Annotated in this window: 10 protein-coding genes; 3 read left to right on the forward strand and 7 right to left on the reverse strand. The window is 64.0% G+C overall.

Going from position 1 to position 13,546, the window contains the following annotated elements; translation table 11 throughout:
* The first annotated feature begins 152 nt into the window (after positions 1-152).
* Positions 153-479, forward strand: a complete 327-nt coding sequence (locus tag KUV86_RS18790) for a hypothetical protein (protein ID WP_222486130.1) — start codon at positions 153-155, stop codon at positions 477-479.
* Between the two features lie 33 nt (positions 480-512).
* Here the strand turns inward: KUV86_RS18790 and KUV86_RS18795 are convergent, their stop codons facing one another.
* Positions 513-1,067, reverse strand: a complete 555-nt coding sequence (locus KUV86_RS18795) for an HD domain-containing protein (protein ID WP_261397713.1) — start codon at positions 1,065-1,067, stop codon at positions 513-515.
* 99 nt (positions 1,068-1,166) lie between these two features.
* Here KUV86_RS18795 and KUV86_RS18800 point away from each other — a divergent pair, with 99 nt between their 5' ends.
* On the forward strand, positions 1,167-2,441 hold the full coding sequence (locus tag KUV86_RS18800) for an O-acetylhomoserine aminocarboxypropyltransferase/cysteine synthase family protein (protein ID WP_222486132.1): 1,275 nt from the start codon (positions 1,167-1,169) through the stop codon (positions 2,439-2,441).
* A 34-nt stretch (positions 2,442-2,475) separates the two neighbouring features.
* On the opposite strand, the gene KUV86_RS18805 is transcribed toward KUV86_RS18800, so the two are convergent.
* Positions 2,476-3,567 carry a DUF1214 domain-containing protein gene (locus KUV86_RS18805; RefSeq protein WP_222486134.1) on the reverse strand — a complete coding sequence of 364 codons (1,092 nt, stop codon included), beginning with the start codon at positions 3,565-3,567 and terminating at the stop codon, positions 2,476-2,478.
* A gap of 71 nt (positions 3,568-3,638) precedes the next feature.
* Positions 3,639-4,979 carry a metalloprotease PmbA gene (pmbA, locus tag KUV86_RS18810; protein ID WP_206943347.1) on the reverse strand — a complete coding sequence of 447 codons (1,341 nt, stop codon included), beginning with the start codon at positions 4,977-4,979 and terminating at the stop codon, positions 3,639-3,641.
* Positions 4,980-5,132: 153 nt separating this feature from the next.
* On the opposite strand from pmbA, the gene yjgA reads away from it, so the two are divergent.
* Positions 5,133-5,636 carry a ribosome biogenesis factor YjgA gene (gene yjgA, locus KUV86_RS18815; RefSeq protein WP_206943348.1) on the forward strand — a complete coding sequence of 168 codons (504 nt, stop codon included), beginning with the start codon at positions 5,133-5,135 and terminating at the stop codon, positions 5,634-5,636.
* A gap of 172 nt (positions 5,637-5,808) precedes the next feature.
* Here yjgA and tldD read toward each other — a convergent pair whose 3' ends face one another.
* The 4 genes from tldD to KUV86_RS18835 all read right to left on the reverse strand — a co-directional run bounded on the left by tldD (position 5,809) and on the right by KUV86_RS18835 (position 13,532).
* On the reverse strand, positions 5,809-7,260 hold the full coding sequence (gene tldD, locus KUV86_RS18820; protein WP_222486136.1) for a metalloprotease TldD: 1,452 nt from the start codon (positions 7,258-7,260) through the stop codon (positions 5,809-5,811).
* Entirely contained in the window at positions 7,257-11,192 is a 3,936-nt protein-coding gene (locus tag KUV86_RS18825) for a YhdP family protein (RefSeq protein ID WP_222486138.1), read from the reverse strand. Before KUV86_RS18825 ends, tldD begins: the two co-directional genes overlap by 4 nt.
* 4 nt (positions 11,193-11,196) lie before the next feature.
* Complete coding sequence (gene rng / locus KUV86_RS18830; RefSeq protein WP_222486140.1) at positions 11,197-12,660, reverse strand: ribonuclease G; 1,464 nt, start codon at positions 12,658-12,660, stop codon at positions 11,197-11,199.
* Positions 12,661-12,896: 236 nt separating this feature from the next.
* Complete coding sequence (locus KUV86_RS18835; RefSeq protein ID WP_206943352.1) at positions 12,897-13,532, reverse strand: Maf family protein; 636 nt, start codon at positions 13,530-13,532, stop codon at positions 12,897-12,899.
* Positions 13,533-13,546 lie beyond the last annotated feature (14 nt).

Below are 13,546 nucleotides of genomic sequence, written 5' to 3' on the forward strand. Positions count from 1 at the left end.
CAGACGAGCGGACGAGCAAACGAATAGACGAGCAGAGTGCACGCCATAGCGAAGCGCGTCCCGGCCTCGGCGGCGCCAGTCATGCTAGGCTTTCTCCTACGTGGAACCATGACCCCGCGTGCCATGGTCCGAGGTTGACGAGGGAGCCATTGATGAGACATCTCCGCCTTTATGGCGCTCGGCGCAGTGCGGCCGGTACCACTCCATCTGCGGGCATGCTGCTGGGGGTGCTCGTACTCGCCACTTGCCTGGTCAGCGGCTGCTCCAGCGCGTCCCCCGCGGACGGCCTGACGGAGCGCCGAGGCGACAGACAGTATGACGCTCTCGACAGCCTGCAGTTACCGGAAGACGCGCTCCCCCCGCCAGGTGCCTGCCGCATCTGGTACCTGGATCTGACGCCAGACCGCCAGCCTCCTCCCGGTGACTGCAACGACCTGTATGACCAAGTGCCTCGAGGCGCCCGCCTGATTCGCGGCTAGGCTGACGCCTGCTGATGCCTGTACCGGACCGTTCTATCGCCTGCCCAGACGGGCCTCGGCCTGCTCCAACGATGCCCAGGCTAGCCGCTTGAGCGAGTCCTGCCCCTGGTCCATGGCCTCCAGTAGCGCTCGCTTTTCCTTGAGGTAGATCCGCGCGAAGCCAGGGTCGTGCTCGACAATAGAGCCGGTGTTGTGAATCAGATCTGCATACTTGACGGTCTGTGCATCCCCACCAGCGCGTGCCAACCGTTCCAGCGAGACCCGCTTGCGCGCGGCGCGATTGCCGACCTCTGGCCCCTCAAGGTCACTCAAGGCCACCACAAGTTCCACCACGTCAGCAGGAAACAGCTCACGCAGGGTCATCTCGCTGACCTCGGTATCCTCCAGCACGTCGTGCAGCCACGCCGCGGCCTCTAGCTCCGGCCGACTCGGACAATGTTCGCGCACCAAGGCGGCAACCGCGGCAGGATGCTCGATGTAGGGAGTCTCCAGATACTTGCGGCGTTGGCCAATGGCACAGTGGGCAGCCGTCGCGAAAACACGTGCGTGTTCGATCATGACCTGGCCATCGGTGGGTTCTATGGACATTTTGGACGCCTCCATAAATTAGAACGTTTCAATATATTGAGGACAGCGACCGGTCGGCCCACTATTCTGAGTCCACCCGAACCACAACAAGGAGCCCCCATGAAGCCGGACACGATCGCACTGCATCACGGCTACACGCCCGACAACCAGAATGCCGTGGCGGTGCCCATTCATCAGACCACGTCCTTTTCATTTGATAACGCGCAACACGCCGCGGATCTGTTCGACCTGAAGGTCGAAGGCAATATCTACTCGCGCATCATGAATCCCACCTGCAGCGTGCTGGAGGGGCGGGTAGCGGCACTGGAAGGCGGTATTGCCGGACTCGCGGTGGCCTCAGGGATGGCGGCAATCACCTACGCCATCCAGACCATCGCCGAAACCGGCGACAACATCATCTCGATCAGCGAGCTGTACGGGGGCACCTACAACCTGTTTGCCCACACGCTGCCTCGACAGGGCATCGAGGTCCGCTTTGCCGACAAGGACGACCTGGACACCATCGCCGGCCACATCGATGCCCGAACCAAAGCCATTTTCTGCGAAAGCATCGGCAACCCCTCGGGCAGCGTCGTCGACCTTGGCGCGCTGGCGACTCTGGCCCATGACCATGGCCTACCGCTGATTGTCGATAACACCGTGGCCACCCCCTTCCTGTGTCGCCCGATCGACCACGGCGCCGACATCGTGGTGCATTCGGCGACGAAATACATTGGCGGCCATGGCACCACCGTCGGTGGCGTCATCGTCGACTCCGGACGCTTCCCCTGGGCCTCCCATGCCGAGCGCTTTGCCCTGCTCAACGAAGCGGACCCGTCCTATCACGGTATCAGCTACACCCGTGACGTTGGTGAGGCCGCCTTCATCGCCAGGGCCCGCGTCGTGCCACTGCGCAACATGGGCGCGGCACTCAGCGCCCAGGCTGCCTGGAACCTGCTGCAGGGCCTGGAAACGCTATCGCTTCGAATCGAGCGTATCTGTGATAACACCCAGAAGGTAGCGGAATATCTGGAGCAGCATCCCGCCGTCTCGTGGGTGAAGTACGCAGGACTCGAACACCACAAGGATCACGGGCTCGCGATCCGCTACCTGCAAGGCAAAGCGTCAGGCATTCTTAGCTTCGGTATCAAGGGCGGGCGCGATGCGGGGGCACGCTTCTATGACGCTCTCGGTTTGATCCTTCGACTGGTCAACATAGGCGATGCCAAGACCTGCTCTGCCATCCCGGCCGCCACTACCCACCGCCAGTTGAACGACGAGGAATTGGCCGCCGCCGGTGTCAGCGCCGATATGGTCCGACTGTCCATCGGCATCGAGCACATCGATGACCTGCTGAGCGATCTCGACCAGGCGCTGTCTGCCTCGCAAGCATGAGCGATGCTCCCACGCCCGACGTGGGAGCATGGTTCTAGTCGGAAGCAGGCACGGGCAAACCCACAGGAGTCGGCGAAGGGGGCAGCCATTCCCCCTTCGTCAACGCCTCGGTAGGTCGGTAGAAGCGCAGGGTATAGTTCCATCCAGGCTCAATCGCCAGATAGTTCGGCACGTCGGGATCCCCGCCAAAATGCAGCGTTACCGACCCATCCTCGTTGGCATCCGCCGTGCTGCTGGTCACCGACTGGGCGCCGTCGGCGCCGTCGATCAAGCGGCCCTGGTCGTCATACACCGTCACCGACCAGAACCCGGTGACCGGCACATCGACCGGCAGCATCAGCACCTGAGGGGTATCGCCGTCGTTGTGCAACGGATTGATCGTGACGTAGTACGCCTCTTCAATGGGCTGGCCCAGCCAACCGGCAGCGGTCCCCCACAGATGGCGCACAGGGTCGACGTCACCCTCGGCGCCAAACATGCGGTGACTACCCGACAGGAAGGGTGACAAGCCCAATACCGCTTCACGCACGTCAGCCAGAGCCTGCACATCCCAGTCGGGCAGTGTCATCTCACCCTGTTCGGCCTGGGACCACTCGATGGCGTCCTGCTGGGCGTTGGCCTTGGCGATATCCTCGGGCGAGTCTGCATCGACCTGGGTGCGGACCATCACCAGGGCATAGCGTGACCCCACCGTGTCCTGGTCCAGGGTGATCTCACGCCCCCCATAGACCATCAGTGGAGTGAAATGGTCCTGACTCACGACCTGCAGTGACTGCAGTCGGGTGGGATCCGCCTGGGTCGAGATCGTTACCGGAGAACTCAGGTCGAATAGACCCACACTGTGCAACACATCTCGATTGGGGCGCAGCACGTCCGCGTCTGCAGGCAGTGGCGCGCGATCATGGCGTAGCGTGCCGAAGTAACCGTCATCAGCGTAGCGCTGAAAATGGTGGTCGGTCTGGGCCCTGATATAGGTATCGAGGGTAACGGCATCGCCAGCGCCGGTACCGCCCCCCTCGTCCGCCTGAACGCAAGCTAGCGTCAACATCACCGCCCCCAGGCAGCCACCCCACTGTCTCCACACCATGACGCTCCCCATGCCTGACTCGATCATTACTGTCAGCATAGCGCCGCATTCCACATCCTACGTCAACCCTGGGCCAGGGTATCGGCTGTGATGGGCACAGCTCTCGGGCCTCAACTGCCAGCGATCGTCATCTCATCGATCAACCAGCTGCCGCTGTGAATACTGCCGCGGGTATCGACATCGTCCCCCAGCGCCACCAGACCCTGGAACATGCGTGACAGGTTCCCGGCGATGGTAAACTCTTCGACCGGATACTGGATCCGTCCATTTTCGACCCAGAAACCGGCAGCGCCACGGGAGTAGTCGCCGGTGACGCCGTTGACCCCCTGCCCCATCAGCTCGGTCACCAGCACCCCACGGTCCATCTGCGCCAGCATGTCACCATGGGGCGTGGTGGCACCGACCAGGCGCAGATTGCGCGCACCACCGGCGTTGGCCGTTGTCTGCATGCCGAGGCGCCGCGCGCTGTAGGCGGACAGCATGTAGCTGGCGATGCGGCCATCTTCGATAAAGCGATTGTCACGGGTCTGCACGCCATCACCGTCGAACGGGCTGCTCGCCATGCCGCCCACCAGCATCGGATGCTCACCGAGACCGAACCAGGACGGGAACAACGCCTCACCCAGGCGCCCGCACAGGAACGATGCATCCCGGTAGATCGCGCCTCCAGCAAGGGCCGACATCAAGTGTCCTACCAGGCCACTGGCCAGACTCGGGTCGAACATGACCGGAAAGCGGCCGGTCTGCGGCGTCTGGCCACCAAGACGACGCAGGGTGCGTTCGGCAGCGCTGTCGCCGACCTCGGCAGGATCGCGCAGGGCCCTGGGGTCCCTGGCACTGGTGTAATCGTAGTCGCGCTGCATGCCGGAGGCGTCTTCCGCGATCAGCATGCACGACAATGAGTGACGACTGCCGCGCTGGCTGCCCATGAAGCCGTGGCTGTTGGCGTAGACACGCACCCCCTCACCGCTGGACAGGCTGGCACCGTCAGAGCTGCGAATGCCCTCACGAGCAAGTCCGGCGGCTTCGCAGGCCAGGGCTCGCTGAATGGCCTCGTCCGTTTCCAGCGCCCAGGGATGGTGGACATCGAGATCCGGCAGTTCGGTCGCCATAAGCTGCGCATCGGCCAGGCCCGCAGCGGGATCTTCCCCGGTGTAGCGGGCGATGGCGATAGCCTTCTCGACCACGCTCTTGATCGACGCATCGCTGGCGTCGGTGGAGGAGGCACTGCCCTTGCGTTGACCGAGATAGACGGTCACCGCAATGCCCTGATCACGGGACAGCTCAACCGACTCGACATCGCCTTCACGCACGCTGACACCGATCCCCTGATCGACACTGGCACCTACCTCGCAGGCATCAGCTCCTAGCCGCCGGGCCAGTGCTACAGCGCTCTCGGCGCGCCCTTCCAGCAATCTCTGCTGGGCTGTGGCATCAAACGCCTGTGTCATCTTCTACTCCTTCTGCGGCCCGATCGACCGCTTGAGACTGTCATCCCTTGCCGCTCATGTCGGCTCGGGCTGGTATACTCCTGAGCTTTGGCGGGCGCCGCCTGTTGGCGTTCGCCTCTTCGCTGCCCCAGCTGCCTTCATCAGGGACCCGGTATGACCCAGCAAGACCTCTCCCCCGACGACCGCCCCAGCAAGTCACAACTCAAGCGCGAAATGCACGAGTTGCAGGCTTTGGGCGAACGCTTCATCGCCATGAAACCGGACGAACGTGCACGCTTCCCGCTCTCGGACGACCTGCTGCGCGCCATCGAGGAAACCGATCGCATCCGTGCCCGCGAGGCGAGAAGGCGCCACATGCAGTACGTCGGCAAACTGATGCGCAAGGAAGACCTCGACGCCATTCAGGCCGTCTTCGATGAAATCGAACAGGCCCAGGTGCAGCGCGACCATGCCTTTCTGCGCCTGGAAAAGTGGCGCGACCGGATGATCGAAGAAGGCGACGACGCAGTCGAACCCTTCCTGGCGGACTACCCCCACGCCGACCGTCAGGCACTGCGCCAGCTCATCCGCAATGCCCGCAAGGAGCGCGAGCAGAACAAGCCGCCGACCAACGCCAAACGGCTCTATAAACTGCTGCGCGACACGGCGGGACTCTAGCCCCGCCGGGTGCCATCTTGCCTTGCGGCGGCCATTCGGGTCGGCTTACACAGCACGACCTGAAAACTCAGTCCTGAAAACTTAGAACTGAAAAAACCGCGACCTGAGACATCTATACCTGCACCACCCAAGGCGCTGAACCTCGCGCCCATGGGTAGGTGTCAGGCGGCGCTCACGACTGGGTGCCGCCAACCGTCAGCTCATCCAGCTTCAAGGTGGGCTGACCCACGCCGACAGGAACGCCTTGCCCCTCCTTGCCGCAGACGCCAATGCCGGTGTCCAGCGCCATGTCGTGTCCAATCATCGACACTCGGCCCATGGCTTCGGGCCCGTTACCGATCAGGGTAGCCCCCTTCACCGGCGCGGTAATGCGACCGTCCTCGATCAGATACGCCTCGCTGGCAGAGAACACAAACTTGCCGGACGTGATATCGACCTGACCGCCACCGAAACTCACGGCGTAAAGACCGCGAGAGACGCTCTTGATGATGTCTTCCGGGTCGTCCTGGCCGGCCCGCATGTAGGTGTTGGTCATGCGAGGCATCGGCATGTGCGCGAACGACTCGCGGCGAGCATTGCCAGTCGGTGCCATGCCCATCAGGCGGGCATTCAACTTGTCCTGCATGTAGCCCTTGAGGATGCCGTCCTCGATCAGGGTGGTGCACTGACTCGGCGTTCCTTCATCGTCCACTGACAGCGAACCACGCCGATCGGTCAGCGTACCGTCATCGACCACGGTGACCCCTGGCGCCGCCACCCGTTCACCGATACGGCCGGCGAACGCGGAACTGCCCTTGCGATTGAAGTCACCTTCAAGCCCGTGTCCCACCGCTTCATGCAGCAGAATTCCAGGCCACCCGGCCCCCAGCACGACGGGCATCTGCCCGGCCGGCGCATCCCCGGCTTCCAGGTTGACCAGCGCCTGGCGCACGGCCTCCTTGGCATAGGTTTCGGCGACACCCTCGTCACGCAGGCGCGCCATAGGGTAACGACCACCGCCTCCCGCGCTGCCCCGTTCCCGACGCCCATTACGCGACGCAATCACGCTCACGTTGAAGCGCACCAGCGGACGTACATCGGTCGCCAGGGTGCCGTCACTGGCCGTGACCAGGACCACTTCATAGACGCCGGACAGCGAGGCACTGACCTGGGTAACGCTGGGGTCGGCTGCTCTGGCCACCCGGTCGGCCAGCTTCAGCATCGCGACCTTGTCCTCGGCCGACAGGCCCGACAAGGGGTCGATGCCCGCATAGCGGGGCTCTGCACTGACCACGATGCGGGGCGCCTGGTTGAGGCTGGCGCCGCTTCGCACGATGCCCGAGGCCGTTCGTCCGGTCTCCGCCAGCGCATCCGCGGTAATCTGGTTGGAATAGGCAAAGCCGGTCTTTTCACCGGCCATCGCGCGCACCCCGACACCACCGTCGATGTTGTAGCTGGCTTCCTTGACCTCGCCATCCTCCAGCACCCAGCCTTCGTGCCAGGCGCGCTGGAAATACAGGTCGGCATAGTCGATGCCCGGCCCGAGGGCATGCCGCAGACCGGCATCAAGTCCGCCAAGGTCAAGCCCGCCGGGGGTCAACAGAGTGGCAACCGCCTCTTCGAGGCTCGCAGGATGTGATGTCATTGGGCACTTTCCAGAGTGATCTGGGGCGACGTCCATGGACCTTGCACCAGATAGTGAATTCGCGTCACCCGATCGATGACGTCACCGAACAGCTTGTCGGCCACGAACAGCGCCCCACCGACGATGGGAGCGCCCGCGACCACAGCGGCCAGTGGCAGGTTGTTGCTGACGGGCACCGTGACGCCGAGCATCAGGTCCAGCTGACGCCTGGCGAGGTCGGCGGAGCCGTCCAGCGTGAAGTCGGTCGCCGGTCCGTCGATGCGGATCGGCCCATCGGTTTCCAGCACTCCACCATACAGGGTTGCGTTACCGCTGACACGGTCAAAGGCGGTTCCTGAACCGGTGACGTCGGTGAAGTCCAGGCGCAGTCGACGCAGCAGGTTATCGACATTAAGAAGCCCCACTACCTTGGCCGATGGCGAACTGATGTTGGCGAAGGCACCGTCCAGCATGCTCACCTCCAGGCTACCCCTCGAACGGGCCAGGGCGAACTGCCAGGGCGCGCCGGGCCAGGCCAGTTGACTGTCCACATCCAGACGCTCGGCACGCACCGCGACCTCCTGGCCCAGCGCAGCCAGGGCGGTACCAGGATCCCCCCCGGTCAACGCCAGCCGGGACCTGGTGAGGCTGTGGCTGCTACCAGAGGCTTCCCAGATCAGTGATCCATTGGCACTGACTTCGCCGAGGGTCAAGGCGACAGGGTCTACCGATAGACGATCATCCTGGGTCCGCCACTCGCCGCTGAAAGGGCCCATCCGATTGCCCTTGTACTGGATGGTACGGATGTCGAGCCGCCCGTCAGGCAGATCTCGCACGCGGGCAGGAAACTCGGCGGGTTCCTCGGCCACCTCAAGCTCACCAAACAGTGAACCGGCTTCGGCCCCGGCGACCGCTTGCCCTGAAGACGCCGGAATCAGGTCATCCAAGGTCAGTCGGTCGAGATCCAGCACCAGTGGCTGAAGGGTGCCGGGCCGATAGCGCATCTGGCCACTGAGCAGGCTACCGTCCAGCGAGGCGTTCCAGCGCTGGCCGCCGCCCTGCTCGGGACTGGCATTGATGACCAGGGAACCCAGGCAGCGGTCGCCGTCGCTGAGGCAGTCGCTGCGGGCCTCGACCCTGGCCAGACCCACGCTGCCACTGCCACTGCCGGAACCACCACCCGGCATGCTGCCGGCCAGGGGCTTGAGGGCATCCGCCCAGGCCGTGAGATCCAGCCTTGGAAGATGCGCCAACACCGCCACGCCCCGCTCCCTGGGCCAGGCGGCAGGCGCCGACCGACCGATCCACAGCTGGCCTTGGCCACCACCGGCATCGCGCCACCTGGCGCCGACACTGTTGCCGTACTCGGCACTCAGGCTCATGGCTTCACCCAGGCGTAGATCCAGCGCAAGAGATACACGCTCCGCGGCACGCTTGCCCAGGGGGGCCGGCAGCTCGATCGTCAGGCCCTCCAGTGTACTGTCGAGCTGCAAGCGCTGAGCCTCCAGGTTCAAGCGCCCGCGCCATGGAAAGGCACCGGACAGCAACGCCCCCGAAGGCAGTCCCGCCCAGTCCAGCAGCGCAGGCGCCTCGGCACGCCCCGACAGGGCAACGCTGTCGTTGCTGCCTTCCAGCTCTGCGGTCACGTCACCGCCCAGCACGCGACCATCAAGTCGCCCCGACAGGCCGCCATCGTCGCCCTGCTGCTGCCACGTCAGCGGCCCGCGAACATTCTCGAAGGAAAGCCCGGTGCTCTGGTGGGTGACCGATGACGCTTCGGCATTGGCCTCGACGCTAAGAGACAGTCCGTCAGGGTCGTCCATCGGCATACGCAAGGCCAGCTCACCCTGGACTTGCCCCTCGCCTTGCCAGTCACTGGCGGCGTCGACGCCATCCACCGGCATCTCGCCCAGGAACCGCAGTAGATCGGTCAACGAGGCAGTCAGCGGTCCATCTACGCTCAGCACCTGGTCCTGCAAGCTGACGCGAGCATCATTTGTGACCACTCCCAGGCTTTCAGCATGATCGACGCGGGCTTCCAGGCTATCGTCTTCGACGGACAGATGTCCACGCACCTGCTCCAGCGCTGGCCAGCCATCGGCGTAGGGAACACGCCCATCGACAATGTCGAGCTCAAGCCCAAGTGTGGTGTCCAACCTGTCACCACCCTCGCCATCACTGTCGAGGCTGTCCTGCTCACGCAGGGGCACGTGCAACCTCAGCTGTCCCTGGGGCACCCGCCCCGCCAGGCCGCTGGCAAGCCATTCGGCCAGCTCAGGGTCGACATCGTTTCGCAGCAGCGGCATCGGCAGCCACTCACTGAGCGCGGTATCGCGGGCGTTGACGTCACGCATATCGAGGGACAGGCCGAAGCCTCCGCGCCGGTCTCCGGCAATCGCCAGGCCAAATTCCCCGTCGACCTTGGCACCGCGCCAGCCTACCTGGAGATCTCGCCCACTGACGTAGCTGCGCGGACCATCGTAGGACCACTGCACCTGGCCGGTGGCGTAGTCCAGTGCCATCGGTGCCGAGAACAGGTTAGGGAAGTACATGGACGCTGCACCGGTATCGACAAAGTCGACTTTCCCTCGAGTGCCGTCGGCCTCGACCCACACATCGAGGGGGCCCCCACCTGGCGCATCCTCCCAGGGATCCACCTCGACGCCCTCGGCGCTGACGCGGGCCCGCCACTCGCCTTCGCGCTTGCCAAAACCTAGCCCGGTGACGCGTCCTCTTGGCTGCAACGCCGATACCGCACGCGACAGCCCTTCGGGCAGGCGCACCCTCTCCCGCCACTGGGCCAGCGCCCCAAGCTCGAAGTCACTGGCGTTGGCCCACCAGCCATCCTCTCGACTGGCCACATGCCAGAAACGCGGCAGCGCGCTGCCCTCAGGGGCCTGTTCACCGTCGTTGCCCGTCCACAGCACGTCTTCAGTGTCGCCTTCGAACCAGGCTTCCCAGTCATCGACCCCACGCCGCAGCCACTGCCCTCTCAGCTCGGCCCCCGTCATCACGATGCCGCCATGCTCTGCCGCGGGTGCCTCAGGGGCTACCGACGATGGGCCATGATCATCCTGGTTCAGCGCGATACGCGGCGCCCGTACATCCAGGCGCACATCCGCCAGCCGTCCGTTATCCCAACGGGCCCATACCGTGGCATCACCGCTGGCCTCATCCAGCCTGAGCACGTCTTCGATACCGATCAAGCGTGACAGTCCGGTCAGGCTGTCGAGCTGCATGGTGCCCTGCAGCGCCGCACTGAAATTGCCGGCGTCGCGGGTGCCCGGGGTCAGCGCCATCACCACTTCCATGGCTTCCATGGAGCGATCTTCGATGAAAATCTCGCCTTCGATGTGGGTGCGTGTTTCGTTCCCGGTCATCAACAGCCGGGGCGCATGCAGGGTGGTCACTTCCCGCCGCCCGTGGAGCACCACGCGTAGATCATCGACCCAGGCGCGCTGACGCAGCATCACACCGACCCAGAAGTCCAGGCGCTGCAGGTTGAATTCGCCATCAGGCATGAGTTCGGGGGGAATCCGGGCAGGCTTGGGCCACAACCAGCGACGCTCACGATCCTGGTAAAGATGCAGGGTCACGCCCTGAAAATGCGCCTTGTCGGCGACGGGAATGCCCTGCTGAAGACTGGCCAGGGTATCCAGACGCACCTCACCCTGCTCGACTTCCAGCAGCGGATAGCTGCCCAGGGCGTCGCGCGCTTCCAGGCGCAGGCCATCCAGCGACAGCTCGGGGTCAAGCCCCCGCAGCGCCCCGTTCATTTCGACCAGGTGGGCCTCGGCCTCGAAGCGAGACTCGACCATGTCGATCAGCGTGCTTTCCAGCCGATCCACCTGGCCCAGGGAGAGACGCAGGACCACCGACAGCAGTGCGGCGAGGGCCAGCACCACCGCCACCAGCGTCAGTAACCAGCGAGTCAGCAGGCGAATCGGCCTCATCACATCACATCAGCACGATGTCGTACTGCTCCTGGGAATAGTGAGTCTCGACCTGGAAGCGGATCGTCTTGCCGATGAACTCTTCCAGATCAGCCACTGCCGCCGACTCTTCATCGAGCAGACGATCGACCACGGCTTGGGAGGCCAGCACTGCGTAGGTCTCCGCGTTGTAGGCACGCTCCTCGCGCAGGATCTCCCGGAAGATTTCGTAGCATACGGATTCCGGCGTCTTCAGCGTGCCGCGTCCCTGGCAGGATGGGCAGGGCTCGCACAGCGTCTGCTCAAGACTCTCCCGGGTCCGCTTGCGGGTCAGTTGCACCAGCCCAAGCTCGGTGACGCCGGTACACTTGGTCTTGGCGTGGTCTCGCTCGAGAGACTTCTCGAGCATTCTCAGCACCTGCCGCTGATGTTCGGGGTCCACCATGTCGATGAAATCGATAATGATGATGCCACCCAGATTACGCAGACGCAGCTGCCGGGCGATGGCGGTAGCGGCCTCGAGATTGGTCTTGAAGATCGTCTCTTCCAGATTGCGATGACCCACGTAGCCGCCGGTATTGACGTCGATGGTGGTCATCGCCTCGGTGGGGTCGATCACCAGATAGCCACCGGATTTCAGCTGCACCTTGCGTGCCAGCGCTTTCTGGATTTCGTCTTCCACGCTGTACAGATCGAAGATGGGGCGCTCGCCGGCATAGTGCTCGATCCGCCCGACCGCCGTCGGCATGAACTCTTCAGCGAATTCGACCAGCTTGACGAAGTTCTCGCGGGAATCGATGCGCACCTTCTCGATGTCATCACGCATGACATCGCGCAGGGTTCGCATGAACAGGGGCAGGTCGTCATAGATGACGCTGGGGGCCGGGGCCGTGATCTTGCGCTCGCTGACCTTGCGCCATAGCCGCAGCAGAAAGTGCATGTCCGCCGCCATTTCCTCGAGGGTCACACCCTCTGCAGCGGTGCGCACGATAAAGCCGCCGGTGATGTCGATCTGCTGCTCGGCTTGGGCCGCCTCGACCAGCTCTCGCAGACGTTCTCGCTCGTTCTCGTCCTCGATACGCTGGGACACCCCGTTATGGGGCGAATCTGGCATGTACACCAGGTAGCGGGAGGGTACCGACAGGTGGGTGGTCAGGCGAGCCCCCTTGGAACCGATGGGGTCCTTGGTCACCTGGACGACCAGTGACTGGCCTTCGTGCAGGAGATGCGAAATGGACGGCTGCTCTTCGCCACTGGCGGCGTGATCACCGACGTCGTGGGCGTGAATGAAGGCCGCCCGTGACAGACCAATATCGACGAAGGCGGCCTGCATGCCGGGCAACACTCGAACGACCTTGCCCTGATAGATATTGCCGACAATACCGCGCCGCCTGGCCCGCTCGATGAAGGCTTCCTGGAGCACGCCATTTTCCACCACGGCTACGCGGGTTTCCATCGGCGTCAGGTTGATGAGTACTTCACCACTCATGCGGCTGTCCTTGTCCTTTGATGTCTGGCGCCATTATGACATAGCCACCCACCGTTGCGACGATGCCTGTCTCGGCCATCCTGGCCATACGGATTGATGCAGCATACGCGCTTTCGACCCGCTTGCCATCGCGCAGCGACAGATGACGCCAGATGGGCCGGCCTCAACGCTGCGCCATCCATGTCGACGACGCCTGTCACCCTCCCGTGCAGAGCGATTCACCGCAACGCAGTGCTCTAGGGAAGGGCCCCACACCACAGCGCCATGCCCTGCTGTCGAAGCAAGGCGGCCGTCTCGAACAAGGGCAGTCCCACCACCGCCGAATGGCTGCCGGCAATGCGCTCGACGAACACCGCGGCAAGCCCCTGGATGGCATATCCCCCGGCCTTGTCCTGGGGTTCACCGCTGCGCCAATACGCATGAATCTCGGCGTCTTCGATCATCCGCATGGTGACGTCAGTGACGACCGTGACCTCCAGCAGACCCGCTGGCCCGGTCACTGCCACAGCCGTCATCACCTGATGATCACGCCCGGAGAGCGAGCGCAGCATGGCAAACCCCTCTGCGGCATCCGCTGGCTTGCCAAGAATCTGCCCATCGCGGACCACCGCGGTATCAGATCCCAGCGTGACCCGGTCCTCACTCGCCGCCCCCGGCTGGGCCAGTCCTGCACGCTGACCGACGGTCGCCTTGGTCCGGGCAAGGCGCGCGACATAGTCCACGGCCTGCTCACCCGGATGCGGCGTTTCATCGATGTCCACGGGGCAGACCTCGACCTCGACACCGATACTCGCCAGCAAGTCCCGTCGACGCGGCGAGGCCGACGCCAGAAGCAGCGTGTTCGACAAGGGAAGATCGCTAGCGGAAGGCATGCACAGACTCCTGA

The organism is Halomonas sp. DP8Y7-3 (genome assembly GCF_019801675.1).
Classification (GTDB): domain Bacteria; phylum Pseudomonadota; class Gammaproteobacteria; order Pseudomonadales; family Halomonadaceae; genus Halomonas; species Halomonas litopenaei_A.

What these genes read in the sequence shown, in the direction of transcription:
- yjgA (WP_206943348.1), top strand. Translation starts at nt 5,133, where the DNA reads ATGACCCAGCAAGACCTCTCCCCCGACGACCGCCCCAGCAAGTCACAA.
- rng (WP_222486140.1), bottom strand. Translation starts at nt 12,660, where the DNA reads ATGAGTGGTGAAGTACTCATCAACCTGACGCCGATGGAAACCCGCGTA.
- KUV86_RS18790 (WP_222486130.1), top strand. Translation starts at nt 153, where the DNA reads ATGAGACATCTCCGCCTTTATGGCGCTCGGCGCAGTGCGGCCGGTACC.
- KUV86_RS18805 (WP_222486134.1), bottom strand. Translation starts at nt 3,567, where the DNA reads ATGCTGACAGTAATGATCGAGTCAGGCATGGGGAGCGTCATGGTGTGG.
- KUV86_RS18825 (WP_222486138.1), bottom strand. Translation starts at nt 11,192, where the DNA reads ATGAGGCCGATTCGCCTGCTGACTCGCTGGTTACTGACGCTGGTGGCG.
- KUV86_RS18795 (WP_261397713.1), bottom strand. Translation starts at nt 1,067, where the DNA reads ATGTCCATAGAACCCACCGATGGCCAGGTCATGATCGAACACGCACGT.
- pmbA (WP_206943347.1), bottom strand. Translation starts at nt 4,979, where the DNA reads ATGACACAGGCGTTTGATGCCACAGCCCAGCAGAGATTGCTGGAAGGG.
- KUV86_RS18800 (WP_222486132.1), top strand. Translation starts at nt 1,167, where the DNA reads ATGAAGCCGGACACGATCGCACTGCATCACGGCTACACGCCCGACAAC.
- tldD (WP_222486136.1), bottom strand. Translation starts at nt 7,260, where the DNA reads ATGACATCACATCCTGCGAGCCTCGAAGAGGCGGTTGCCACTCTGTTG.
- KUV86_RS18835 (WP_206943352.1), bottom strand. Translation starts at nt 13,532, where the DNA reads ATGCCTTCCGCTAGCGATCTTCCCTTGTCGAACACGCTGCTTCTGGCG.